The following is a 24,702-nucleotide window of genomic DNA, read 5'->3' on the forward strand; positions in this document are numbered from 1 at the left end:
GCATGATTGAAATGCACAATCAAATTTCTCTTGAACAAGAAATATTGGATTTTTGGAAAAAGGAGAAAATATACCAAAAGTCAAACAATAAAAACAAAAATAACGAATTGTTTTTTTTCTGTGACGGCCCCCCTTACGCCACAGGACAGATACACCCCGGAACAGCATGGAATAAGTGTCTCAAAGATTCAGTATGCAGATACAAGCGCATGTGTGGAAAATCTGTTCGCGCACAGCCAGGCTACGATACCCACGGCCTTCCCATAGAAGTAAAGGTGGAACAGGAGCTACAAATAACTTCCAAGAAGGAGATAGAAGAGCGGGTAGGTGTTGAAAAATTCATAAACAAATGTAGGGACTTTGCAACTCGCCATATCTCACTAATGAGTAGTCAGTTTGAGCGATGCGGAGTATGGATGGACTTTGATTCTCCTTATATAACTTACAAAGACAATTACATCGAATCTTCATGGGCAACTATAAAGAGGGCTTACGAGCGAGGGCTTCTGTCGCGCGGTCTATACGTGCTTCCATACTGCGCAAGATGTGAAACTACTCTCGCAAACTATGAATTAGAATATGAGGAGGATACCGACCCAAGCATCTACGTAAAATTTAAGCTTCAAAACTCAGACGAATATTTGGTCATATGGACAACTACTCCATGGACACTCATATCCAATATGGCAGTGATGGTTCATCCTACATTAACATATGTTAAAGCAAAAGTAAACGGAGAAATTTGGATAATAGCAAAGGAGAGATTAGATGCAGTGATGGCTTTTGCCAATTCTTCAGCAATCATCATTGGGGAATTCTCTGGAAAAAAACTTGAGGGACTAAAATATGAACATCCACTACAAAAGAAGATAGGGAAGGAATATGAGCGAAAAGTCGTTTTGTCTGACGAATTTGTTAGTGTTGAAGACGGAAGCGGACTTGTTCACTGCGCACCAGGTCATGGCCCACAGGACTTCATAATAGGAAAGAGATTTGATATAGAAATATTCTCTCCGCTTGATTCTGCAGGAAAATTTACCTCTCAAGCAGGGGCTTATGCCGGCAAGAAGACAAATGAAGTTGAAGAGGAAATACTCTCTGACTTGGAGAATTCCGGTTGCCTTATCTATGCAGGAAAAATGAGGCATCGCTATCCTCATTGTTGGAGGTGCAAAACAAAGCTTATCTACTTAGCTACTGAACAGTGGTTCATAACAATAAACAAGCTCAAGGATAGGATGCTGGAAGAGATAGAAGAATGCAAATGGCAGCCTCCATTTGCAAAGCTTAGGTTTATCGATTTTGTTCGGGCTGCCCCAGATTGGTGTATTTCACGTCAAAGATACTGGGGAATTCCGCTTCCTATTTGGGTTTGTAAAGATTGCAGCGCTTTTAAGGTTATAGGTTCGCTGGCAGAGCTTGGAGTGAACATCAATGATCTTCATAAGCCTAAGCTGGACAAAATAGAGCTTGACTGCGAGAAGTGCTCAGGCAAGATGAAAAGAACACCAGATATTCTAGATGTCTGGTTTGATTCGGGCAACGCAGTTTGGGCTCAGTTTGAGGGAAGCGAATACCCTTATCCTGCCCACCTCATCATAGAAGGAAAAGACCAAATTCGAGGCTGGTTCTACTCTCTTCTTGGAAGTGGCATTGTCCTCAAAGATAAAATACCATACGCTTCAGTTCTCATGCACGGATTTTTTGTAGATGAGAAAGGAGAAAAAATGTCAAAATCTCTTGGAAATTTTGTTCAACTTGAAGAAATCATAGGAAAGTATGGAGCAGACCCATTTAGGCTATGGTGTCTCTCATCAACAATATGGGAAGATTTGAGATTCTCTTGGGATGAAATACGCGAAGCTTCGCGAGATGTTGGAATCCTCTATAACCTCGGCATCTATCTTCAGCGTTTTTATCCTGAAAGCAAGATACCTTTCAAAAAGCCTACCAAACCAGAAGACATCTATATTCTCTCACGGCTTGAAAGCACTGCAAAAGAATGTACTGAAGCCTTTGAAGAATACAGAATCCACGACGCAGTAAAAGCTATCAGGAGATTTATAGTTGAGGACATCAGCCATTTCTACCTCAAACTTATCAAAAAAAGAGATGACGAGGAGGCATTGTCATACCTCTATGGGTCGGTGCTTGGTGCCATAACGTTGGCTTCCCCAATAATACCGTTCACCTGCGAAGCAGTATATCAAAATTTTTTCAGAAGGTACGAAAAAGAAGAATCAGTGCATCTGCGGCCATGGTATACGGCAGATGATATGGGTATAAATAGACTTATAGAGCGGAGAGTCAGCATTGTATTAGAAATAATAGCGGCTGCCACACACGCGCGACAAAAAGCAGGAATAAAACTTAGGTGGCCGCTTGAGGAGATGCTTATCTGGAGTGAAAACAGTGAGGTAAAGGACACTACAGTAGAACTTTCCCAGATATTATCCGAAATGGCTAATGTAAAGAAGGTTTCGTTTGCAAAGCCACATTCACTAACGTTTTCATTGACAATAAATTACGAAAAGATAAATGAAGAATTCAAACAAAATGCACAATGGATAATTGATAAGCTTAAAAAAGCGGACCCTGAAGTAATAGAAAGCGAACTTTTAAAAAATGGAATGTTCGTTCTTGAGAAATACAAGATTACTAAAGAAATGGTCTCAGTTGCACAGCAGGCAGCAGAGGGCTACGCCATATCTTCTTTTGATGACGGAATTGTTTATATAAAAACAAAAATGTCCAGACAACTTATGTGTGAAGCAATGATTCGTGAAGTTGCAAGGAGGGTACAGATCGAGCGCAAGAAACTAGGTCTCGTCGAAAAGAACAAGATATCGCTTGAAATCTCGTGTAGCAACGAACTCAGGTCCATGCTTGAAGAGGGCAGAGAACATCTTGCTACTCAGGTTAATGCTTCCTCTTTGGAGTTTTCCAAAGACCTAAAAAACGCCTCTCGTTTTGAAATAGACGGAGAAATAGTCCTCATCAGAATTACAAGATTATGATGGCAACCAACTTACTTACACCATCCAGAAATTTACCCCAAAAATCTCGCCTCCGAATGCCCTCGAGAGCTGAATAACCGCAAACGCTGAAATTAAAAAGCCAAAGAATGGCATAATAATGTTCTGCATAGTAAGAAGAGAAAGCAATGCTGAGTATTTTGCAAAAATCTCAGCAACCCTATCAACAAACTTTTCGCTTCTTAATCTGTCTATTTGATGTCTTATGTTTGCGCCATCAGATAAATCAACTGATGCTATAGCCCCAAAATCCGCATGAAAGTCTGAAAGTGTACTTGAGAGCCCCTCGTACGCTATCCATCCATCAGATTCTAATGACAATGAAAGATAGATTGAAAGAGGAAAAAATATGTAGGCTCCAATCGCAAGTCCAATGAACGCTCCCCCTATTTTTCTTGTTGCAAAGAATGAACGAAAGAATATCCCAATAGGAAAAAGAAGAGAGAGTGCGTATTTAGATAAAAAATCAACAATCAAATATTGAATATTCGTAGCCACCATAATGATCAGAAGATAAAACTGTATAAGCCACAGATTGGTTGCCGAAGATTCAAGGGAAAAAAACGGCTGCGCTGAAACAGAACCAAAAGTAAACGAGAGTTTAGAAACAAATCCTATTATGTTGGTTGTAACTGCACTCGACTGCATAAGCGCTGAGAGCTGGCTATAAACTTTGTTAAGGCTACAAAGAGACGTTGCAAGTATAGACGCATCTCCAAGACAACCATCAAAAAGAAGCCCTGGAGGTACACTCTCCTTTCCTAGCGAATCTATTATGGTGGTAATCGTAAATGCCCCTCCAACAAGAGCTCCATTTATTATCGACTGAAAGAGCTCCTCAAAACCAAAAGCGCTTAGGCGCTTTGACGAAAACGCCTTCCCTAAGCCTATCAAAATACCGGAAATTATTATCGATATCAGAACTAGCGTTGAAGCAATAGCATAGCTTGCTCTTGCAAAGCTTTCATCCACTATCATAAGCCTCGAGTCGGTTTGAGCTATTGAAGTAGTTTAAGCGAAGTGTCCCGTATAATAACCGCAGCCCCAAGTATAGCTGCAACAATAATGCCGCCGACAATCATCCCAATTGCAACGCTCTGCCACCTTCCTTTGACTTCGGACGGTTGAGTTTGTGCAACGCCGTATACTATACCTCCAAGCACAATAAGTATAAGCGATATTACAGGTCCGATGTTAGTAAGAGTGGCCTGTATTCCAGCAAGAAGCGTTTCTATATATGCCATTTTTCTTACCTCCTAACCAAAAATACAAACATCAGTGCTCCAGCCGCAGCAAAGATAGCAGAACCTATTGACAACAAACCACCCAACATTATACTTGAAATTACTGCGATTACCAAGACATCAGTGGTTGCATTTATATTATTGTAAACATCAATCGCTATTGTAATAAAGATACCAATTGCAGAACCAAAAAGGCCACATATAGCACCCGTAAAGGCATTTACGCCTCTCTCCATTACTCGTCCCTCCAAATTTCTAAGTACAAAAGCAGAGATCATACCCCCAAGAAAAGATGCTACGCAGATTGCAGGAAACAAAATCCACGAGTAGACTCTTAATTCTGAAACTCTTATAAGTGAAACGGTCAGCTTCACAATATGAAATGCCACTATTATTGAGCTGCCCATTCCGGCAGCAAGTAAAATATTTGTTATTGGCCACATTTTTGCAGAAGGAGTATCCATTGCAACCTGACTGATACCATAATCGGGTGACCCTTCTTCTTTTCTTTTTTGCGAAGGAGGCATAATTCCTTTACTCTCTGACATTTTTTAAATGTAATGTAGGTCTTGAGTCTCAAAAACAATACAGCTTTTAAGCAATCTCAAATTAGTTATATTACAATGGCAAAGGATGAGAAAACGATTGTTGAGCTAGATGCATCAAAAAGCGCTCAAGAAAATGCTTCAACTTATTTTGAGATGGCAAAAAAGGCAAAAGTAAAACTTTCTAGAGTAAAGGCCGCCCTTGCTCAGAGTATCCTTGAACTTGAGAAACTAAAATCAGAAAAGCAAAAAGATAGGGGGTCCAATAGCTTAAGGGATTCTTCATCCCAACTTCTAAGTCTCTTTAGTATAAAAAGAAAGAAAGAATGGTTTGAGCAATTTCACTTCTTTGTCACTCCTCAAAAAAAACTCGTAATTGCCGGAAGAAGCAGTAAGCAAAACGACCTAATCTATTCGAAATATATAGAAGACAACGACCTTTTTTTTCACGCAGATATCCAAGGAGCTCCCGCAACGGTACTAAAAAATGGGCTGCATGCCGATAATCCAGAAAAGCTCCTTAGTGCTCAGTTTGCGGCTTCTTATTCTTCTGCTTGGAAGGTAGGAGCAGCAAGTGTAGATGTCTATGCAGTAAGAAAAAATCAACTTTCAAAGCACTCACATGGAGGATTTATTCCCAAGGGTGGCTTTGCAATCACCGGAGAACGGGAGTGGTTTAGAAAAATCCCTCTGGGTTTAAAACTGTATGTTGATGAAAAAGGAATTCCACGAGTAGTTCCTGAAAAAATGAATTTAATGCACAACTCAGTTCTAATCTATCCTAGGGGAAAAGATGACAAGCAGGAAGCTGCAAAAAAGATTGCTAAAGCACTCTCTTGCGATAAGGAAGAAATACTTTTACTTCTGCCTTCTGGAAAGTTTAGGGTAATTTCAGAATTTACCGATAAAGGAGCGAGGGGCTAACATGAAACAAAAAAAAGTGCAAATCGCAGATGGCGTCTTTATGGTTACAAGTCAAGAAGGCCTCTGTTCTAATGTCTACGTTCTGATAGGCCGCAATGGAAAAACTCTCCTTATTGATTCCGGAAGCGGGATTCTAGAATTTGATTTTGACCCTGACATCTGCCTCTTAACACACGGACACCTAGACCATACCTTAGGAGTCAAAAGTAGCTGGAATGAAGTTTATCTTCATCCTCAAGAATTTTCCTTTAAAGGTCCATATATCAAAATTCCTGACAACGCAAAAGCCTTTTCAAAATTCAACGTTTTATTCCCACCATTTTTTCTTGAAATAATTCACACGCCAGGGCACACTCCCGGTAGCGTTTGCATTTTTGAACGAAAAAAAGGAATCCTTTTTTCTGGAGATACAAAGTTTGCTAAAGGAGGGCGGGGACGAACCGATCTTGGCGGCGACGAAAATAAAATAATAAATTCACTAAATCTAATAGAATCCCTACCATACAAGCTTCTCTGTCCAGGACACGGAGACATTGAAAGAAGAAAACAAAGAACTCTTTAGCGAGATGCTTAAGAATGAGGAAAAAAGGCCCAATATTAAAAGAAGAATACAGAAGGTTAAAAACAGCCATTCAGGCAAGGATATCCGAATTCGAATCTTTAGGGCGCACAGGCAACAAGAGCCTAATTTTTGCAGAACTCTGTTTTTGCTTACTAACTCCACAATCGTCAGCCATACGAGCAAACAAAGCAATTCAGGATCTTAAAGAGGCCGGCCTTCTTGCAGTTGGAAGAGCAGAAGAAATAGCTCCGGTCATAAAAAAACACGGAGTGCGCTTTTTTAATACGAAAGCAAAGTACATTGCTAGCGCAAGAAACTTCGACTTGACCAAAGTGTTGGAAATTGCTAAAAGGGATGAACGGGAAGCCCGCGAATTTTTGGTCAGAAGCGTAAAGGGAATGGGTTATAAGGAGGCATCACACTTTTTGCGCAATATAGGATTTGGAAAAACACTTGCAATTCTTGATAGGCACATTTTGAAGAATATTGCTCGGGAAGGAATAATGAAAAAGGGAGCTATCCCAAAGTCACTTAAAAAGACAGATTATCTCCATATAGAAGAAAAACTTTTGGACTTTTCAAAAGAGAAAAAAATACCCCTTCCTCATCTTGATTTGCTTTTATGGGCAAGAGAAACGGGTTTTATCTTTAAGTAGACAACTATTAGAGGTGTAGACTTTGAGTAATTCTCATACGATTTTGGTTACGGGCGCATCAGGCAGAATCGGACGTGTAGTAATCAAAAACCTAATAAAAAAGAAAGAGCAAGTGCGTGCTCTCGTGAGGAAAAAAGAAAGCATAAACAGTTTAAGCATAAACAGTTTAGGCGAAGAAGTTGAGATAGTTTATGGCGACATCACCAACAAGAGAAGCTTAATTGATGCGGTCAGTAACGTTGAAAAAATAATCCACCTTGCAGGAAGTGTTGATTTTTCAAATCAACAAAAGATGATGAAAATCAACGCAGATGGCACAAAAAATCTATTGGAAATTTGTCCAAACAGCATAAAGAGATTTATCCACTGCTCCTCAATTGCGGTTTATGGAAAGAAATTAGACAAAGAAGAAGTAGATGAAAAAAGAAAACCTAACCCAGATTCAATCTACGCTAAAAGCAAGATGAAGGCAGAGGAATATTGTATTGAACATAGCAAGCGACTGCCGATTACAATCTTGCGTCTTGGGGTGGTCTACGGACCAGGATTTGATGCCGGTTATAGGGAGGTTTTTGAGTTACTAAGGTGTGGAAGAATGCGAATCATCGGTGATGGAAACAACGTCATTCCCTTTGTTCACGTGGAGGACGTGGCAAATGCTATCCTCCTCGCTCTCACCTCAAACGTACCTTCAGGTTCATTTTACAACATAGTAGGAGAAAAAAAGACTCAAGCAGAAGTTTTGTCTTTGGCATCCAAATATCTTGACGTCAAGCCTCCGCAAAAAAGAATCCATCCCCTCCTAGCAAAGGCCGCCTGTCTCTTCTCACCTACCAAATCAGAATACATAGACATCCTCTCTTCAAATCGCTCATTCTCGTCTACAAAAGCATGGCAGGAGCTTGGATGGAGGCCAAGAATAAGCCTAGAGGATGGTATAAAAAATATATCTGAGCAGTATAAAAGCAGACAAGTGAAAGGTGAGCTTAATGAAAGTTGGGAGAACTGAAAAATACCTTTTAGAAGAAATAGAGAAAAAGAAAGGCCTTCTTCTTGCTCTTATTGATCCTGCAGACTACCAACACAAAGAAGATGCAATAAAAGCAGGAAGAGAAGCTTGCGAAGGAGGAGCAGACGCTATACTTGTTGGCGGCAGCATAGGGGCAGAAGGAGAACTTCTTGATACCGTAACCAAAGAAATCAAAAGCTCAGTGTCCGTACCTGTCATTCTCTTTCCAGGCAACATAAGCACCATATCAAAATATGCTGATGCAGTATATTTTATGTCCCTCCTTAACAGCAGACACCCTTATTGGATAACAGGAGCGCAGATGTTGGCTGCAAATTCAATTCGACTTCTTGGAATTGAGCCACTGCCAGTAGGCTATATTGTTATTGAGCCGGGTGGAACAGTCGGTTATGTTGGGGATGCAAATCTCATAAGTCGCAATAAACCGCAAATTGCAGCAGCACACGCTCTTTCCGCTCAATATATGGGTTTTAGATTCGTTTTAACGGATGCAGGAAGCAATCCCTCACTTGGTCCGATCCCACTTGATATGGTAAAAGCAGTTTCTAGCACTATAAATATCCCTTACATTGTTGCTGGCGGTATAAAATCTCCAACTCAAGCTGCCGGTATAATAAAGGCAGGAGCAGATGCAATTCAGGTAGGAACAGCGCTTGAACATGGAAAAAATCTAAAAAAATTGGTAGGGGAAATGGTAAGAGCCATAAGGAATAGTGGTTTGCAAAAAACGAAGTAAACAAGCAAAATTTTTCTCAGCCTTACTTATTTTATCTTTTATTAGAATAGAAAAAGAGAAAAATAGTGTCTGTCTAATCATCCTTGTTCTTCTTCTACCTTCAGAATACGGTTTTCAGGTTTTGAGATATAAACTTTTAAAATACTATTTGCTTTTGGTGATTTCCAAATAACAAGCCAAACTTCTTCTTTTCCTTCGAATTCATCTAAAAATCTCCAAGAAGCCTTTGCATCAGGATAGTCTTCAAGATACTTCCGCGCTCTCTCACCTCCAGAATATGTGTGAGAAGCTGCTACTGCTTCTTCCTCAAAAGCAACTATACATTTTGGAAGTCCTTCACATACTTTGCAATTTTTCGTTATGTTTTCTGTCCAAGTCACAAAATGCGATGCAGGATAATCATAATAGAGGTGAAGTCTTTGAGGACATTTGGATGTTATCTCAAATGAAACTCTCCCCTTTATCTTGTATGACCCGTATTCCTCCCTTGTGGATAACACTTCTATAATATCAGCATTCGGGTATTTTGTCCTCATGTCCTCCATCACGTATTTTGTTGCGTCTTCAGCGCTCACTGCCGCTTCCCATGGCTTTATGAGGATAAGAATAACCACAACTATAATCAATATCCCTACCACAACTTCCTTTTTCATGCTTATCCTATCCCTATACTCCCAAAAATGATTTAACCCTTTTCTCTCATCCAAATTCTTAAATAATCAAAAAATCAAATTAATTATCGAATTCTTATGCTAACTATCCACCAAAAGCAACACAAACTACATCCTCATAATTCTTCCTCACCAACAAGAGTCTTTAGACGTCTGCACAGCCAAATAAGAAGCAACCACTCCGAATCAGGAGAGTCCCATCCCCTACCAGCAAATGGACCTGCAATCACTCACCTCTTTTCTATCCTTTCAGAAACCCTTCCACAGGAAGACAAAATACCACTTTTACCAAGTTCGCGAGAAAAGCTTCTCTATCTTTTGCTTCATCAGCCTCCTTATCCGTCAATCAGTATCTTGGAAAAACAGATATTTACCGCGTTCATGACTCATTTTGGACATACACCTTCTTACAGAAACGAGGCCAAATTGCTTGAAGAAGCAATAACCCATCTAAAAGGCGTTTATGGATCTACACTTCGAAAGGACAATAGAAGCCCCGCAATAGCGCACCCTCTCTCAGTAGCCCGAGACGTTGCCGTACTTGGTGGGGACGTTAAAGCCATAATCCTGAGCCTATTTCACGATATAGGAGAGGATTATGGAAACCGTACCGTAAAGAGCATATCAGAAAAGTTTAATCTTCACATAAATGGCTGGTCCCTTTCAGCTCTAATTAGCAAGATGACATATGACCATGTAACAACATACGAATCCTATCTAAACGAGCTTTATTCCGACTGGGGCAGGGAAATAGGTGTATTCATGACCACCATAAAGAGCTTAGATGGATTAGAGAACGCAAAAACCATCTTTGAGGGCATGGAGAAATCCCATTTAAATCGGCAGATAGAAAAAGCCATACTCCACACGCGGAACTGGAAAAAACTCAATAGAGAAGTGTACGAATATATGCTAGAGCTTCTTCGCTCAAAGGGTGTAGAAACAAACAAAATTTTTCATCCAACATTCGCTCAGGCTGAAGCTACGCAAAGTGGAGTTCGGGTGGTGAGAGCAATCAACGCTTTAAGTGGAAATCTCCTCCAATTGCTTCCTGATAAAGGCTCAAATTCCATCATAATATATGAGCCATACCCTCCAGATCTCTATATGCATTCATCTGAATCGTCAACAATCAGCGTAGAATACTCAAACGCATTTCTCCCAAAAAAACTTTTCCATGCGCTACTCAAAAAACATTTTGGAAAAGGAACGGAGATACGGGAGATTAGAGACCCGCTATCCATTCATCTTCCATTACTCTCAGACCCAAATGAATATGTCTTTGATATAACAAAACCAGACGGCTTTGACTCAGAAATAGATACTGCTTTTTTCAGGCATATCCACAAACTTTCCAATTTTTATCCAAAGTGGTTTTTTTCTTCTCACAAATTGTTTGACCTAAGTCTTAGATTATACGATTTCTTGTGGAAGCAGATATTCTATAAAGATTAGAATTCTAGATTAGAATTCTTTTCAACCTCTCATGGTGTCGGATGATGAGCAATACGACGCTGAGGCAAAATCCAATGATGTCGTGACTTGACTCTGACGCACTCAATTGCATCCTTTATTCCCTTTCGTCATTTGCCAATTAAAAATATTTATTAATGTCTTTGATAAAGAGTAAACTCCACAAATAAATAAGACTTCAAAAGGCGACCCAGATGAACAAAGACGAAAAAAGCCGCATAACCACGCCCCTTAATGACGTAACCATCAAGATAGGTGGAGAAGCCGGAAGCGGCGTTGCTACGATTGGACTTACTCTTGCCCGATGTCTTAAAGATCTTGGGTTTTATATATTCTCCGAAAATGATTATCCCTCACTTATACGCGGGGGGCACAACACACAAACAGTAAGGGCATGCACACGAAGAGTCCATTCTTTGCTAGGACCAGTCCATCTTCTTTTATGTCTAAATAAAAACTCTGCGATTTTCCACAGGGATGAAGTTGTTGAAGGAGGTGCTATAATATACGATGGAGAATCATTTGAACTTAACAGCGAAGAAAAGAGAGACGACGTTTCTTATATCTCTGTGCCACTTTCAAGAATTGCAAAGGAACAGGGAGATCCAGTTTATGAGAATTCGGCTGCAATAGGTGCTGGAATGTGCTTACTTGGTGGAAGCATTGATATTGTTGAAGCTCAACTAAATAAGATGTTTGAAACAAAAAAGAGCGAAGAAATAGCCCTAAAGAACATCACCGCAGCTAAAGAAGGGTTCCAGTATGTAAGCAATCTTGGCAAATCTGGCTCTCTTCAAATAGAAATAAGAGAAAAAATTAGAGGCCAACTTCTCTTAAATGGAAACGAAGCAATCTGTCTTGGGGCATTGCGCGGAGGATGCAAGTTTGTTGCAGAATATCCTATGAGCCCCTCCTCCTCCATCCTGCACTTGATGGCAAAATACGAACGGGAGTTTGGACTAGTAGTAAAGCATACTGAAGATGAGATTGCGGCAATAAACATGATTTGCGGTTCAGCGTTTGCAGGAGCAAGGGCATTGACGGCAACATCCGGAGGTGGATTTTCACTCATGGTTGAAGCACTTGGAATGGCAGGAATATCAGAGCAACCCATCGTAATTGTTGAGGTGCAAAGATGTGGGCCCTCCACAGGTCTTCCAACTTATACTGAGCAGGCTGATCTCCAATTCGTTCTTCATGCATCTCAGGGAGAATTTCCTCGCCTTGTCTTTTGTCCTGGGGACGTAGAAGAGTGTTTCTATGGTACGGTGGACGTTATGAACTTGGCTGAAAAGCTTCAGGTCCCAGCTATAATCCTTTCTGATAAGTACTTGGCAGAACAGTATGCAACCGTCAACCGATTTGATGTAAATAGAGCTTGCGTAGATAGAGGAAAAATAATGACTGACGAGCAAATGAAAAATTTCAGACACTGGATGGATGAGCGCTTCGAAAGCAAAAGCGATGCATCTTATCCTGTTTTCAAAAGACATGTATTTACAGAAGATGGAATCTCCCCCCGATGTTTTCCTGGTCAAGAGAACGGAATGCACGTTGCCTCTTCCTATGAACACGATGAAACCGGCTTTACATCGGAAGATCCCCAAATGAGAGTTGCAATGATAGACAAAAGAGCAAGAAAACTTGCTTCAGTGCCGCAGAGTTTGATCCGACCAAAAATATACGGTGACCCAAATGCGGAATTCCTCCTTATAGCATGGGGCTCTACCAAGGGCCCCTGCCTGGAAGCTCTAAAGCTTCTTCAAGACCAGGGTTTCAAGATTAAATTTATGCACATAAGTTGGGCATGCCCCTTTGATTCGCTCTCAGTTTTAAACGAGTTGCAAAGAAGCAGAAAGCAACTTATATGTGAAGGGAATTCAGAAGCCCAGATGCGCTCACTTATCAGAGAAAAAACAGGTTTTTTCATAAAGAATGTGTTTCTGAAATACGATGGCAGACCATTTGACCCGATTGCAATAGCGGATGAGATAAAGCGTCTTTACTAACACCCTAAGTGATGATAATGAATACAGCAGAATTTAACTCCCCAAACAAACCAACATGGTGTCCTGGCTGTGGAAATTATGCAATACTCCTAGCCTTAAAAAACGCTCTTGCAGAAAGAGATTGCAATCCAAAGGATACAGTAATTGTCTCTGGAATAGGCTGTTCAGGAAAGCTTCCTCACTTTGCAAAAACATATGCATATGAGTCGTTGCACGGACGTGCGCTGCCTGTAGCAACAGGAATAAAACTTACAAACCATACCCTAAAGGTTATTGCTGTTGGTGGAGACGGAGATGGATACGGAATTGGCATGGGTCACTTCATACATTGCATGCGAAGAAATATAGACATCACTTACATTGTCCACAACAACCAGATATATGGCCTTACTACTGGACAGGCTTCACCCACTAGCGAAAAGGGAGCAAAGACAAAGAGTACCCCTCATGGTGTAATAGAAATCCCCATAAATCCAATTTCGCTTGCAATAGCAACAGGTGCAACATTTGTTGCTCGCGGGTTCTCAGGAGACCTAAAGCATCTAACCTCACTATTTTCTCAGGCAATAGCTCACAAAGGTTTTTCTCTTGTTGATGTTCTCCAGCCATGCGTCATATTCAATAAAATAAATACCTACTCATTTTTCCAGAAAAACTGCTATAAATTAGAAGAACAAAATCACAATCCGGAAGATAAGATTGCCGCATTCCAAAAATCGCTTGAGTGGGGAGAGGGGAAGATTCCAATAGGTATTTTTTACCGCGAATCTCGCCCAACCTATGAAGATGAGCTTCCAACAATTCAAAAAACTCCATTACACCGCCATGATATATCCAATGTAAACATAGAAAGGCTTCTCGACGAATTTGAATAAGCTCTGCTCAACTCACTAAAATGTTCTACTATCACATGTAATACAAAATTGTTGGTATTATCAAGCACGCCATAAGTGCAAGCCTGCTTGTCTTTAAGATGTTTGGGAGACTTCCGACTAGTGTAGAGGCAAGCAAGATTATCAATCCATCAACTCCCGAGACCAACAAAACAGCTAAAATTAAATATCCTAGAATCACAGGATATGTTCGTTTGATGTTTCCGGTCTCTAATCTCCTTATAATTTTTGAAAGACCAAGCAGAGCAATTGAAGCGACCGCAAACGAAAAGCAAAAGATTCCCACCATCCACAGAATATTACTCTCAGAAATCTCGCTTGCGATTGCAAGAGCCCCCACTCTTGCCTTTCCAATTGCCTCAAGCGAAGCAAAAGCAAACACTCCTTGAGAAACACTAATTGCAGAAATAAGTGCCAAATATTTTCGCGCATCTTCTTTTTCACCCTCTCTCCAAAATATAAGACCACCTAAAAGTGCCATTTGGGCAGGCGAAGAGATTCCGGGAATTAGATCTGCCAACCACCCAAGAATTACTCCAAAAATAATCTCTGGAGCAAAATCAAAATTTATTGTGCTCATATCCCTTTGTTGTGAAAATCTTTTTTCATTTCCCATAGTTGCAAACACAATCCCACTAACGGCGAACAACCCGCAAAAAAGAGGGAAAAGAGGATCAGGATTTCCACTGTTGAGAACCACAAACCCAAGTAGCCCAGCTGTTAATGTAACTACTAAACACAAAAAACGAGAAACCATGTCCTTTTCTTTTGCGATGAGCAAAAAGAGAACGGACCCTAAAAGCAGGGGAATAAAGCGCTCAGAAATAGAATAAACAAGAGGATAGGACCAAATAGCAATAGGTAGTGACAACAAAGACACAATGCAAGCAAGGACACCAGCAAGTAAGCATATCAAAAGAGCCTCGTACCCTCTTCCACGGGTTGCCATCCTATGGCCAGGGAGGACGGAAACAACTGACTTTTCATCAGGAATTCCAAAAAAAATTGCAGGTACGAATGAAAATACAACTTGCGAACCAAAAATAGCAATTATAAGAAGAGAAATATCAGAGCCATCAAAATTCCACCCCAATATCGAAGCAAGGGTATTAGTGTGCAATCCAGGAATAATACCGCTTATCCCACCAACAATTATACCAAAAAAAATTATCAGCAAGTACCCACACATATCTACTCATACTAGCTCCATATTCTTTCTGCTTCAACTCGTTTTCTTCCCATATACTCTAAAACCCTCCCTTCTACTTTCACAACCTCGCCTTTAGAAATAAATGTCGGATTGTAAATGTCGGCTCTAAAATACACGTTTATACAATTTACTGCTGCGTCGCAAAGAACTACTTTCGTTCTTTCTGCAATTACAATTTCTTTAACAAAGCCAGCAAAATAAACTCTCCTCCCCTCAGGCAAGCTCTGAATTGTTCCGATCTCAACTTTTTCATAGCCATAATCAAAATACAAATAGGCCACTGCAACTCCTAAAACTGCAAGAACGATTGACAATATCATGAGCTTTCTCTGCGAAATCTCCATACAAATATTTTTCTCGGAAGACTTATAACAACAGCACCTCCAATTTTATTTATGTCAATTCTCATCAAGGAAGCATCAGTCCTCTCACAAGGTAGCAGGGTACAAAAACAAGATGTATTCATTGAAGGAAACATCATTGAAGAAATATCCTCCTCAATAAACAAAACTTCAGAGTTTAAGATAAATGCAAATGGTAGTCTTCTGATACCAGGTTTCATTAACACCCACACCCATGTAGCAATGTCTCTCTTGAGGGGTTACTCTGATGACTTAGCTCTAAAAGAATGGCTAAGCGAAAAAATATGGCCAGCTGAGAAGAAGATGGACCCTAAGGCAGTGTATGCAGGTTCAATGCTCTCGATTGCAGAGATGCTTCGTTCTGGAACAACTTGTTTTTCAGATATGTATTTCCATATGGATTCGGTTGCAAGAGCCGTTGATAAAAGCGGCATACGAGCAACGCTTGGCTACGGAATGATAGACCACCAAGAAGAAGATAAAATGAAAAAAGAACTCATAGAGGCTGAACGCTTTGCTCGCAAATGGAATAAAAAAGCAGAAGGCAGGATTACAGCGTCCATATGCCCTCATGCTCCAAATACATGCAGCGAAAAATTACTCAAGGAAGCAAGTCGCATATCAAAGGCTCTTGGTTGTAAACTCCATATCCACCTCTCAGAAACGCGAAATGAGCTAATTGACATTCTCAAAAAAACCAACAAGAGACCCGTACAATATCTTGAGTCCCTCGGCTTTCTTTCAGGAAACCTAATTGCTGCGCATTGCGTTTGGCTTTCAAAACAGGAAATACTCATTCTTGCAAAACACAACGTTTCTGTAGCTCTTTGCCCGGTTTCAAACATGAAACTTGCTGGAGGTGGTGCTCCCCCCGTTCCGGAATTTATCTCATCAGGTCTAACCATTTCTCTTGGCACCGATGGCCCAGCAAGCAACAATTCCCTATCCATGTTTGAAACCATGAAAACTCTTGTGCTTTCGCAAAAGCATGCACGGTGGGATGCAAAAGCCGTAACGTGTAATCAAGCTTTTGATTTTGCAACTGTTGGAGGAGCAAAAGCTTTAGGAATAGATGCCGGAGAAATAGCACGAGGAAAACTTGCAGACTTGATTCTTGTTGATACAAAAGCTCCAAACACCACTCCAAACTTCAATCCAATATCAAATATAGTCTATTCGGCACATCCCGGAAACGTCACCCATACTATAGTAAACGGAAAGCTTCTTATGGAAGATAGAAAGATAATTGCGTTTGACGAAAATAAGGTGATAGAAGAAGCTCAAAGGCAATCAGAAAAATTAATCACTCAATCCTGACCCAACCTTTCCAATTACTCGTGAAGCCAATTCAGTTGCAATCTGACCGCATTTCTTCAAATCAGCCCCTCTTGATAAGCCAAACAAAAAACCTGCTGCGTAAGCATCTCCGGCGCCAGTAGTGTCAACGACGTTCGTCACACTTTTGGCGCTTATCCTAATAACGCTGTTATTATGATAGATAGCCGAGCCATCTGCTCCAATTTTAAGACAAACAAGAGGAACCGTTTCAGAAAACTCCTTAGCATCAATTGCCAGTGCTTTTAGCTCCTCCATGTTGGCAAAGAGAATATACGCTCCTTCTTCAATAGTTTTGAGTATTCTCTCCCTATTTTTTTGGACCAATTGTGGACTTTCAAGCGAGTAGGCAATCCTAATCCCATAATCCATTGCGCATTTTAAACATTTTAAGGCCGTTTCAGCTGTTTTTGATTCTCTGCAAAGAGTGATTGACGTTACATAAAAGAAAGATGAATTACTTATCTTTTTTTCATCCACCTTCTCATACCACTCGCCAGCACCTAAATCAGCAGCAAAAGTCCTATCTCCACCTTCATCAACAAGAACAACGACTTTTCCAGTCTTCCTCTTAAATAATTCTTCAATGCTTGCTTCTATTTTATTTTTTTCCAAGCTATCTGTAAATAGTCTTCCGTCCTCGTCTTTGCCTACGGCCCCCCCATAAGCAGCACTCCCTCCCAAATAGCAAACCCCTTCACAAACGTTTCGTGCATTGTCTCCTGGAGATTTCTTTATTATCTTAACCCTATTTCCTATTTTATCCAATTCCCCTCTGTTAGAAAAATAATTAGTAGACCCCTTTACAAGTCCAAATTTATCAACATCCTCATTCTTAACATATGCATAATAATCGATAACTGGCGTACCAACTCCAAAAACATCAAATCGTGCCATATCGTCAACCTTTAAACTCTTGCATATCTAATCTCAATCATGAGTAAAATAAAAAATCCTTCCTTGGCAGCGGAAGGCAAAAAAGAAATCTCCTGGGCCCGAGAGAACATGCCAATACTCAGAAAAATAAAGAACGAGTTTGAGGAAGATAAACCGCTGGAAGGCCTGACTATATCCGTTGCTCTCCACCTGGAAAAGAAAACTGCAGTCCTTCTTGAAACACTCCTTGCAGGTGGAGCAGAGATTTATGCCGCATCTTGTAATCCGCTCTCTACAGATGATGCTGTGGCTGCGGCACTCTCATCCAAGATGGGTATTTACGGATGGGCTGGTCAAACAAAAAAAGAGTATTATGCGTGTTTGCACTCGATTCTTGATGCAAAACCAGATATAGTTATTGACGACGGTTCTGACCTAATTACTCTTATACACTCAAAGCGCAAGGAACTTATCCCAAAAATAATTGGAGGTTGTGAAGAGACAACTACCGGCGTAAATAGACTATTTGCGTTGCAGAGGGCAGGTAAATTAAAGTTTCCGGTGATAGCTGTGAATAACGCCTATTCAAAGTTCCTTTTTGACAATAGATATGGGACCGGCCAGAGCACTCTTGATGCATTGATGAGAATAACAAACAAGCTCATCGCAGGAAAGACTTGCGTTGTTGTCGGCTATGGGTGGTGTGGAAAAGGCATAGCAAGTAGGCTGCGTGGGATGGGTGCAAACGTCATAGTCTGTGAAGTCGGAGGCACGATGGGACCTCATGAATCAGGATTCCATAGAGCGTTGGAGGCACTCTATGACGGCTTTCGCGTAATGAGCATAGATAAGGCAGCCCCGATTGGAGACATCTTTATAACCGCAACGGGCGTTAAAAATGCAATCTCTGCTTCCCATATAAAAAGAATGAAAAACGGAGCAATTCTTGCAAATGCTGGGCATTTTGACAACGAGATAGAAATTGGCTGGGCAAAAAAACAATGCATCTGCAAAAAAATTTTAAACAATCTCGAACGCTTCAAGCTAAAATCGGGAAAAGTCTTTTACCTGCTCTCAGAAGGCAGGCTTGTTAACCTTGCCCGCCCGTCAGCCCAAGGACACCCAATAGAAATAATGGATGGTTCATTTGCAATTCAAGCACTATGCATCCGCTACCTGATTTGCAACAAAGGCAAACTGGAGAGAGCTGTGCTACCCGTACCATTTGAGATAGACAATACAGTTGCAAGGCTTGCGCTTGAATCTCACGAAATATTTCTTCCCCCGCCCACGGTCCAACAACTAAATTATTCTCGAACCTGGAGAATAGGAACATAATGAACATAAGCGGAGGCTTGCTTAACAAGAAAAATTATCTCAACCAGGAGCTGATAAAAATACCTTCACTCATTAAAAAACAAACGATGTCGCTCAAGATTTCCCCTAGCGATTTCTAGCTTCTATTATTGTGCATTTTTTCTCCTCTCTCCCCAATATCAAGTTTTCTATCCCCTTTAAATTATCTGCTCCTACAATATAAGCAGGCTTACCTATTTTCATAATCTCCTCTAATTTTTTTCTTATCCCACCAGTTACATCGTAACCTCCTGCATCCCAAAAAAAACCCTTTACTTTTTTTAAGTCTGCTGACACTATTCTCCTTATTGTTTTTCCTTCATTATCTAGCACTCCATCCACGTCTATTATAAAAATTATCTTCTCTGCGTCCTTTCCAAGATACGAGACTATTGCATCACCGGAACAAACACTCCCTCCCAATTTCAAATCAAAAACCATGTCCCCATGAAGAAGAGGCGTAAAACCTCTCTTATGCGCAAGAGCAATAGTGCTTTTATCAAACCTCAAAATTTTCTTGTTTTTCTGAATAATAAAATAAAACGGCGAAATCACCGCCATCTTCATTCCATTCTTCTCAAACTCCTTTGAAAGAAGAAATGAGAGTGAAAGCACGCTTTCCCTTGTTTTAGAGAAACCTTTCCACTGCGTTCTTGTATGAACTCCGCTGTCTATCCCATATCTTATGACATATGGATGACCAAACGATCCTCCTCCATGAACCACTATCAGCTTGCTTGGTATCTTTCTGGCAGCTTCTGCAATGACCCTTGCAATATTCCTAATCCTATCTAATCTTGGTTTTGCCACTTTTGTTTTGTCACTAATAGCACTTCCCCCAATCTTTATTATTATCAAGCAAACCCCCCAACTCTAATCATTTTATTTTTTTTCATCCACTCTTGTTGTGATGCAAAACATATTAATACTCAGTCTTTCTTCGCTTTTGCTCCTCATAATAGTTTACAAAATGTATAAGCGGGCATGTAGCAAAACATATATATTAGAGTGTTTAAATGTTCAAGAGGAGGAGAAAAGTGAAAAAGACAAAAAGCGCACAGCCACCTAACCGTCCAAAAGATCACACAAGGGAGCAGGTAAACGACTTTCTCTTCTTTGCAGGAGCTTTCACAGTCTTTTTTTTGTTGGTCTTCATTTATTTTTCATTTGTATCCCCTCCAAAAATAACAAGTAATTTTGAATCAGTCCCGCTATCAGAAGTTACATCACTTCAGCTTACAGGAGGAGAGTCATACTCTTATTTACAGCGAAGTGCTGGCAAGACTATTGTTTTCAATTACACAGTTAAGGGAAGTTTTGGCTGTTTACTTGTAGACCTTCACATCCAAAATCTTTCATTTAACGTTGGATGCTTCGACAAAAAAGGTCGCAATCTGGCACAAAATCAGACGTTCCTGGACTATGTCATGTTTGATAGATGGATGCTCTCAGTTAAACCAGGATGGTCATGGTCAAGAAATCTAACGTCGCGCATTGAACCGCTCGGACTTCGCTCTCTGACACACTATACCTACAACTACGTAAACGAAGAAAAAAAATTCGGTAGAAACGCCTATAAAGTAAAAGTGAGCGTGAATCCCGGCGATAACGATTATCTTCTCTGGATAGATTCGCAAAAGAGAGTCTTACTTGCCATGGAGGGTAAAAATCTCAGCGTTGAGATTCTCTCATCGGACTTTATAAAACGTATTCCAGAATAAAATTCCCTTCCTCATAAAAGACTTCCTAAAAAAGCAGATATTCATCATACTTGAAAATAACCTTAAAAGCAACATCCACGAAGAAAAAGGTGCCAATACTTTATAAACAAGATTCTGCGAAAGATATTTAAAGTTGAATAAATAAGCTTTACTTACCAATATTAAAGGTGATGCTAATGGCAAAGTTTATTATTGCAAAGCAGTTAGCAGGGAAGAGAATAATAACAAACGACGGAGAGGATCTTGGAAGGCTCGTTGATATAACTATCAGCGAGACGTCTGGCAAGCTTGAGTCCATACTATTTGAACCAAATCTCGATAATATGACAGCTCGCAAGATGAAGCGAGAGGGAGGTCTTGCTTCCATTCCATACGAAGCAGTCTTAGCCGCCTCTGACCATATGATAGTCGACAAAAAAAGCATAGGCTATTAAAAAATCCTCTAATCCTCCAAATTTTTTCTTGCTTAAAAAAAGGCAACCAAAACAAGGCTTTTAGAGTTGCGACTCACTAAAAATCGGGTTAATAGATTTAAAGCGTACGAAAGATATCCCTTATCCTCTTTCCTGCTGCTTCAAGAAAAAATAAGAACCTCTTGCCTATTGAGATATACTGGCCAAGCTTTCACTCTTTACCCCTCTATTTTTAATTTCTATTTTCCTACTCTTTTCTGTATGATAGGTGGCATCGACGAGGCTGGAAGAGGATGCGTTTTAGGCCCTATGGTTATCTGTTTGACTGTAATAGATCCTCTCAATGAGTTCAAACTAAAAGAAATCGGGGTTCGAGACTCAAAAAAACTCTCGCCAAGACGAAGAGAGGCGCTGTTTTATGTCGTCAGGAAACTTTGCAAGACTTCATGGGTCATAATCTCTGCATCTGAACTAAACAGGCTAATGGAGAACTACAACTTAAATGAGATAGAAGCTCAGAAAGTTGCCTACCTTTTGCAGAAGGCATCAATTCTTCCACCCGTAGTTTATATAGACGCGCCGGACAACCCTCCAGCAAATTTTGCAAGAAGAATCAAAAAATACTTAAAAAAGCAGATCAACCTGTTTTGCGAAAACAAGGCAGAGGAGGCCCACCCAATAGTGGGTGCAGCCTCGATAGTTGCAAAGGTGGTCAGAGATAGAGAAATAGAGAATATAAAAGAGCAAACACATTTGGACTTTGGTTCAGGATATACCTCTGACCCAATCACAATCAATTTCCTTTCCAAAAACATAAAAAATCCAGCCATTATTCCATATATAAGAACAAAATGGAAAACGGTTTCTGATATCTCACAAAAAAAGCTTTTTGATTTCTGATTAACCCTGCCAATAGCAATATTTAAATTGTTATTCGTTTTATCCTTTTTGTGGTGGTGATTGGATAATGGCTGACCTCCTTGTTGGCTTGCTCTTTGGATTTATAAAATTTGTTTCAAGCATAGTTCTTGCAATAGCATCTGTTTATATCGGAATAAAAGCGTTTGACCGCCTTACTGAAAGAGTAGAAGAAATAGAAGAACTAAAAAAAGGAAATACTGCCGTCGGCATTTTAATAGCCTCCATAATACTATCAATAGCTACTGTCGTATCATCAGGAGTTGCTGGATTTACAGAAGGCATATCTCCCAACTATGACATTAGCTTAATACTGCTTCTTTCTTTCATAAATCTAGTTAAACTTGTGTTTGCACTTCTTGTAGCAATCGTGACTATATACTTTGCCTTTAATTTTCTTGACTACATCACAAAAGATATCTCAGAAATAGAAGAGCTAAAAGAAAACAACGTAGCTATGGCAGTGTTTATAGGCAGTGTCATTTTATCCGTCTCATTTGTTGTAAACGCTGGGATGTCAACTCTCATTACAACAGAATCGCTGAACTCTTGCTCCATTGCGATATCCTTTGCAGAGGCCGGACTTCCCGTAGATGCAACCGGATGCTACCTTACTCTTGGTGCCAAAATTCCTGTAGCAAGAGGTTAGAGAGGTTAGATGCAACCGGACGCCACATTTACTAGTATATTAACTGGATTAACTGGAAGATTCGTTGACGATTTACTAGTTAATAACTGGAAGAAAGCACTAACACCACTTCAACGGCGTATTCTAACGGCGTCTTACTGGCACTTTTCGTTGACGATTTACTAGTTAATAACTGGAAGAAAGCACTAACAATCGGCCAGAAAGAATTAGCAGCTGGGTAGATCCCCCGGCTACTTATTTTAGTCTCGGGTTAGCCTTGGAAAAAACGAGGCAGAAGCAAAAAAGAGTTTGAGTAGATGTTGCTGGATACTTATCTTAGTCCTGGGTTAGTGCGTTTCCCCTCTAAACTCCCTTCTTAGCACGATTCGCCTTTAAGCACGCATCAATAAAAGCTACAAAAATCGGCGAAGGAGATAAAAACCTGCTTTTCAACTCAGGATGTGCCTGCGTTCCGACACCCCATCCATCTCTCCACTCGACCATTTCAACAATATTTCCGTCAGGAGATTTTCCGCACACCACTAAACCACGATTTTTTAGCTCTTCTAGATATTTGTTGTTTATCTCGTATCTGTGTCGATGCCGTTCAAAGATTCGCGCTTTTCCATAAGCCATATATGCATTTGAGTTAGGTTCAAGTATGCATTCATATGAACCCAATCTCATAGTAGCTCCCTTTAAAGTTACTCCTCTCTGTTCCGGAAGTAGATCAACAATAGGATAAGGCGTCTTTTCGTCAAGTTCAGTCGAATTTGCTCCCTTTAATTTACAAACATTTCTTGCGTATTCTATACACTGAAGCTGCATTCCAAAACAAAGGCCAAGGTACGGCATCCGCCTTTCCCTCGCAACTCTTATGCACTCAATTTTTCCTTCTGCACCGCGCCTTCCAAATCCCCCCGGCACTATAAGTCCATCACAACCATCAAGCGCTTCCTCAGCACGTTTTCCCTTTTCAATCTCTACAGTATCAATCCATTTTATTTTGGCCTTCGCTCCTAATTTTGCTCCGCTATGGACTAAAGCCTCTGAAATTGATATATACGCATCTTTTACAGCAGTGTATTTACCAGCTATTGCAACAACAATCTTCTTTTCAGGTTTCTTTATCCTCTCGACAAGCTTTTTCCATTCCCCAAGCTCAACTTTTCTTACCTCTAATCCAAGTTCCCTGCTCAAAACCTTACTCATACCCTGGGTCTCTAAAACAAGCGGAAGCTCATATATGTTTTCCAAGTCAGGATTGTCGAATATTGCGTCTGTTTTGACGTTGCAATAAAGTGCAATTTTCTCTCTTGTCTCCATCGTTAATCTCTCATCTTCCCTGCATATTATTATTGTGGGCCGAATTCCTAAACTCAGCAGAAGCTTGGTTGCATGTTGTGTTGGCTTTGTTTTCTGCTCGCCAGGCGCTACGCTCATAACATAAGTAAGCTGAACAAAAAGCACATGCTCTTCTGATGCTAGCTGGCGCATTGCTTCAAGAAAATATCCATTCTCAAGGTCTCCAACAGTGCCTCCAACTTCAATTAGAACAACGTCAGCGTCCCATTTATCTCCAACCATCTTTACGTGTGATTTGATTTCATCTGTAAGGTGGGGCACTATCTGCACATCTCGGCCTAAGAATTCTCCAGCTCTCTCCTTCTCTATTACTCTTTTGAAAATCTTCCCGCCAGTGAGACTGTTGTCCTTGTCCAGGTTTATATTTAGGAACCTCTCATAAGTTCCAAAATCCAAATCGCACTCGGTTCCGTCATCAAGTACAAATACCTCCCCATGGCGGAATGGATTCATTGTACCGCAATCCACGTTAAGATAGCCATCAAACTTTATCGGCACAACACTATAACCCATGCTCTGCAAAATTTTTCCCAAAGAGGCGCAAAGAACACCTTTTCCAAGACCGCTCATAAGCGAGCCAACAACAACTAAAAACTTCCTCTTTTTTGCTTGCATGCATTATTATGGGCATTCCATTTTAAATTATATTACTATTTTTCCCATTCACTCCTTGCCTCTTATCTACTTATCCCCTTTTAATGCAATATTCATCTTTCATCTTACATCCCTATCCTGACCTG

The 24,702-nt window shown here is 40.4% G+C and carries 24 protein-coding genes; 15 read left to right on the forward strand and 9 right to left on the reverse strand.

Features of this window, described 5'->3' with window-relative positions; genetic code table 11:
* Nucleotides 1–2: 2 nt before the first annotated feature.
* Nucleotides 3–3,017, forward strand: coding sequence for an isoleucine--tRNA ligase (gene ileS / locus QXF67_01385; protein ID MEM3060170.1), 3,015 nt, complete (start codon nt 3–5; stop codon nt 3,015–3,017).
* Between the two features lie 15 nt (nt 3,018–3,032).
* Here the strand turns inward: ileS and QXF67_01390 are convergent, their stop codons facing one another.
* Genes QXF67_01390 through QXF67_01400 form a run of 3 tightly spaced genes read right to left on the reverse strand, consistent with a single transcriptional unit; the run spans nt 3,033 to nt 4,806 of the window.
* A complete protein-coding gene (locus QXF67_01390; GenBank protein ID MEM3060171.1) occupies nt 3,033–4,013 on the reverse strand; it encodes a hypothetical protein in 981 nt (326 codons plus the stop codon).
* Between the two features lie 20 nt (nt 4,014–4,033).
* Nucleotides 4,034–4,279 carry a hypothetical protein gene (locus tag QXF67_01395; protein ID MEM3060172.1) on the reverse strand — a complete coding sequence of 82 codons (246 nt, stop codon included), beginning with the start codon at nt 4,277–4,279 and terminating at the stop codon, nt 4,034–4,036.
* Between the two features lie 5 nt (nt 4,280–4,284).
* On the reverse strand, nt 4,285–4,806 hold the full coding sequence (locus tag QXF67_01400) for a hypothetical protein (GenBank protein ID MEM3060173.1): 522 nt from the start codon (nt 4,804–4,806) through the stop codon (nt 4,285–4,287).
* Between the two features lie 96 nt (nt 4,807–4,902).
* Here QXF67_01400 and QXF67_01405 point away from each other — a divergent pair, with 96 nt between their 5' ends.
* Genes QXF67_01405 through QXF67_01425 form a run of 5 tightly spaced genes read left to right on the forward strand, consistent with a single transcriptional unit; the run spans nt 4,903 to nt 8,732 of the window.
* The gene (locus QXF67_01405) at nt 4,903–5,748 is read left to right on the forward strand and encodes an NFACT RNA binding domain-containing protein (protein ID MEM3060174.1); all 846 of its coding nucleotides are present in this window, start codon (nt 4,903–4,905) and stop codon (nt 5,746–5,748) included.
* Nucleotide 5,749: 1 nt separating this feature from the next.
* A complete protein-coding gene (locus tag QXF67_01410; protein MEM3060175.1) occupies nt 5,750–6,310 on the forward strand; it encodes an MBL fold metallo-hydrolase in 561 nt (186 codons plus the stop codon).
* A 14-nt stretch (nt 6,311–6,324) separates the two neighbouring features.
* Complete coding sequence (locus QXF67_01415; GenBank protein ID MEM3060176.1) at nt 6,325–6,966, forward strand: N-glycosylase/DNA lyase; 642 nt, start codon at nt 6,325–6,327, stop codon at nt 6,964–6,966.
* 22 nt (nt 6,967–6,988) lie between these two features.
* Nucleotides 6,989–7,975 carry an NAD(P)-dependent oxidoreductase gene (locus QXF67_01420; GenBank protein MEM3060177.1) on the forward strand — a complete coding sequence of 329 codons (987 nt, stop codon included), beginning with the start codon at nt 6,989–6,991 and terminating at the stop codon, nt 7,973–7,975.
* Nucleotides 7,956–8,732 carry a geranylgeranylglyceryl/heptaprenylglyceryl phosphate synthase gene (locus QXF67_01425; protein MEM3060178.1) on the forward strand — a complete coding sequence of 259 codons (777 nt, stop codon included), beginning with the start codon at nt 7,956–7,958 and terminating at the stop codon, nt 8,730–8,732. Before QXF67_01420 ends, QXF67_01425 begins: the two co-directional genes overlap by 20 nt.
* A 77-nt stretch (nt 8,733–8,809) precedes the next feature.
* Here QXF67_01425 and QXF67_01430 read toward each other — a convergent pair whose 3' ends face one another.
* A complete protein-coding gene (locus QXF67_01430; GenBank protein ID MEM3060179.1) occupies nt 8,810–9,439 on the reverse strand; it encodes a hypothetical protein in 630 nt (209 codons plus the stop codon).
* A gap of 42 nt (nt 9,440–9,481) precedes the next feature.
* Between QXF67_01430 and QXF67_01435 the strand changes: the two genes are divergently transcribed.
* From QXF67_01435 to QXF67_01445, 3 genes are all read left to right on the forward strand, one after another.
* Complete coding sequence (locus tag QXF67_01435; protein MEM3060180.1) at nt 9,482–10,858, forward strand: hypothetical protein; 1,377 nt, start codon at nt 9,482–9,484, stop codon at nt 10,856–10,858.
* Between the two features lie 212 nt (nt 10,859–11,070).
* Nucleotides 11,071–12,885: a 2-oxoacid:acceptor oxidoreductase subunit alpha gene (locus QXF67_01440; protein MEM3060181.1), complete on the forward strand. Its 1,815-nt coding sequence runs from the start codon at nt 11,071–11,073 to the stop codon at nt 12,883–12,885.
* Nucleotides 12,886–12,902: 17 nt separating this feature from the next.
* Complete coding sequence (locus QXF67_01445) at nt 12,903–13,760, forward strand: thiamine pyrophosphate-dependent enzyme (GenBank protein ID MEM3060182.1); 858 nt, start codon at nt 12,903–12,905, stop codon at nt 13,758–13,760.
* A gap of 31 nt (nt 13,761–13,791) precedes the next feature.
* Here the strand turns inward: QXF67_01445 and QXF67_01450 are convergent, their stop codons facing one another.
* Entirely contained in the window at nt 13,792–14,955 is a 1,164-nt protein-coding gene (locus QXF67_01450) for a tripartite tricarboxylate transporter permease (GenBank protein MEM3060183.1), read from the reverse strand.
* Nucleotides 14,956–14,978: 23 nt separating this feature from the next.
* Complete coding sequence (locus QXF67_01455) at nt 14,979–15,332, reverse strand: hypothetical protein (GenBank protein ID MEM3060184.1); 354 nt, start codon at nt 15,330–15,332, stop codon at nt 14,979–14,981.
* A 51-nt stretch (nt 15,333–15,383) separates the two neighbouring features.
* On the opposite strand from QXF67_01455, the gene QXF67_01460 reads away from it, so the two are divergent.
* The gene (locus QXF67_01460; protein ID MEM3060185.1) at nt 15,384–16,667 is read left to right on the forward strand and encodes an amidohydrolase; all 1,284 of its coding nucleotides are present in this window, start codon (nt 15,384–15,386) and stop codon (nt 16,665–16,667) included.
* On the opposite strand, the gene QXF67_01465 is transcribed toward QXF67_01460, so the two are convergent.
* Nucleotides 16,650–17,582 carry an adenosine kinase gene (locus QXF67_01465; GenBank protein MEM3060186.1) on the reverse strand — a complete coding sequence of 311 codons (933 nt, stop codon included), beginning with the start codon at nt 17,580–17,582 and terminating at the stop codon, nt 16,650–16,652. The genes QXF67_01460 and QXF67_01465 overlap by 18 nt on opposite strands.
* 39 nt (nt 17,583–17,621) lie before the next feature.
* Between QXF67_01465 and QXF67_01470 the strand changes: the two genes are divergently transcribed.
* Complete coding sequence (locus QXF67_01470; GenBank protein MEM3060187.1) at nt 17,622–18,899, forward strand: adenosylhomocysteinase; 1,278 nt, start codon at nt 17,622–17,624, stop codon at nt 18,897–18,899.
* A 105-nt stretch (nt 18,900–19,004) separates the two neighbouring features.
* Here QXF67_01470 and QXF67_01475 read toward each other — a convergent pair whose 3' ends face one another.
* Entirely contained in the window at nt 19,005–19,775 is a 771-nt protein-coding gene (locus QXF67_01475) for an isopentenyl phosphate kinase (GenBank protein MEM3060188.1), read from the reverse strand.
* A gap of 179 nt (nt 19,776–19,954) precedes the next feature.
* On the opposite strand from QXF67_01475, the gene QXF67_01480 reads away from it, so the two are divergent.
* The 4 genes from QXF67_01480 to QXF67_01495 all read left to right on the forward strand — a co-directional run bounded on the left by QXF67_01480 (nt 19,955) and on the right by QXF67_01495 (nt 22,618).
* On the forward strand, nt 19,955–20,638 hold the full coding sequence (locus QXF67_01480; GenBank protein MEM3060189.1) for a hypothetical protein: 684 nt from the start codon (nt 19,955–19,957) through the stop codon (nt 20,636–20,638).
* Nucleotides 20,639–20,814: 176 nt separating this feature from the next.
* Nucleotides 20,815–21,072, forward strand: coding sequence for a PRC-barrel domain-containing protein (locus tag QXF67_01485; protein MEM3060190.1), 258 nt, complete (start codon nt 20,815–20,817; stop codon nt 21,070–21,072).
* Nucleotides 21,073–21,312: 240 nt separating this feature from the next.
* Complete coding sequence (gene rnhB, locus QXF67_01490) at nt 21,313–21,951, forward strand: ribonuclease HII (protein ID MEM3060191.1); 639 nt, start codon at nt 21,313–21,315, stop codon at nt 21,949–21,951.
* Nucleotides 21,952–22,018: 67 nt separating this feature from the next.
* Nucleotides 22,019–22,618 carry a DUF350 domain-containing protein gene (locus QXF67_01495; GenBank protein ID MEM3060192.1) on the forward strand — a complete coding sequence of 200 codons (600 nt, stop codon included), beginning with the start codon at nt 22,019–22,021 and terminating at the stop codon, nt 22,616–22,618.
* Nucleotides 22,619–22,960: 342 nt separating this feature from the next.
* Here QXF67_01495 and pyrG read toward each other — a convergent pair whose 3' ends face one another.
* Complete coding sequence (gene pyrG / locus QXF67_01500; GenBank protein MEM3060193.1) at nt 22,961–24,577, reverse strand: CTP synthase (glutamine hydrolyzing); 1,617 nt, start codon at nt 24,575–24,577, stop codon at nt 22,961–22,963.
* Nucleotides 24,578–24,702: the final 125 nt, after the last annotated feature.

It is taken from the genome of Candidatus Anstonellales archaeon (genome assembly GCA_038869735.1).
GTDB lineage: Archaea > Micrarchaeota > Micrarchaeia > Anstonellales > CG1-02-47-40 > JAWCQO01.

Excerpts from the sequence above, each read along its gene's own strand:
- ileS (MEM3060170.1), top strand. The coding sequence starts at position 3 with ATGATTGAAATGCACAATCAAATTTCTCTTGAACAAGAAATATTGGAT.
- QXF67_01390 (MEM3060171.1), bottom strand. The coding sequence starts at position 4,013 with ATGATAGTGGATGAAAGCTTTGCAAGAGCAAGCTATGCTATTGCTTCA.
- QXF67_01395 (MEM3060172.1), bottom strand. The coding sequence starts at position 4,279 with ATGGCATATATAGAAACGCTTCTTGCTGGAATACAGGCCACTCTTACT.
- QXF67_01400 (MEM3060173.1), bottom strand. The coding sequence starts at position 4,806 with ATGCCTCCTTCGCAAAAAAGAAAAGAAGAAGGGTCACCCGATTATGGT.
- QXF67_01405 (MEM3060174.1), top strand. The coding sequence starts at position 4,903 with ATGGCAAAGGATGAGAAAACGATTGTTGAGCTAGATGCATCAAAAAGC.
- QXF67_01410 (MEM3060175.1), top strand. The coding sequence starts at position 5,750 with ATGAAACAAAAAAAAGTGCAAATCGCAGATGGCGTCTTTATGGTTACA.
- QXF67_01415 (MEM3060176.1), top strand. The coding sequence starts at position 6,325 with ATGAGGAAAAAAGGCCCAATATTAAAAGAAGAATACAGAAGGTTAAAA.
- QXF67_01425 (MEM3060178.1), top strand. The coding sequence starts at position 7,956 with ATGAAAGTTGGGAGAACTGAAAAATACCTTTTAGAAGAAATAGAGAAA.
- QXF67_01435 (MEM3060180.1), top strand. The coding sequence starts at position 9,482 with ATGCTAACTATCCACCAAAAGCAACACAAACTACATCCTCATAATTCT.
- QXF67_01440 (MEM3060181.1), top strand. The coding sequence starts at position 11,071 with ATGAACAAAGACGAAAAAAGCCGCATAACCACGCCCCTTAATGACGTA.
- QXF67_01445 (MEM3060182.1), top strand. The coding sequence starts at position 12,903 with ATGAATACAGCAGAATTTAACTCCCCAAACAAACCAACATGGTGTCCT.
- QXF67_01455 (MEM3060184.1), bottom strand. The coding sequence starts at position 15,332 with ATGGAGATTTCGCAGAGAAAGCTCATGATATTGTCAATCGTTCTTGCA.
- QXF67_01460 (MEM3060185.1), top strand. The coding sequence starts at position 15,384 with ATGTCAATTCTCATCAAGGAAGCATCAGTCCTCTCACAAGGTAGCAGG.
- QXF67_01465 (MEM3060186.1), bottom strand. The coding sequence starts at position 17,582 with ATGGCACGATTTGATGTTTTTGGAGTTGGTACGCCAGTTATCGATTAT.
- QXF67_01470 (MEM3060187.1), top strand. The coding sequence starts at position 17,622 with ATGAGTAAAATAAAAAATCCTTCCTTGGCAGCGGAAGGCAAAAAAGAA.
- QXF67_01485 (MEM3060190.1), top strand. The coding sequence starts at position 20,815 with ATGGCAAAGTTTATTATTGCAAAGCAGTTAGCAGGGAAGAGAATAATA.
- rnhB (MEM3060191.1), top strand. The coding sequence starts at position 21,313 with ATGATAGGTGGCATCGACGAGGCTGGAAGAGGATGCGTTTTAGGCCCT.
- QXF67_01495 (MEM3060192.1), top strand. The coding sequence starts at position 22,019 with ATGGCTGACCTCCTTGTTGGCTTGCTCTTTGGATTTATAAAATTTGTT.
- pyrG (MEM3060193.1), bottom strand. The coding sequence starts at position 24,577 with ATGCAAGCAAAAAAGAGGAAGTTTTTAGTTGTTGTTGGCTCGCTTATG.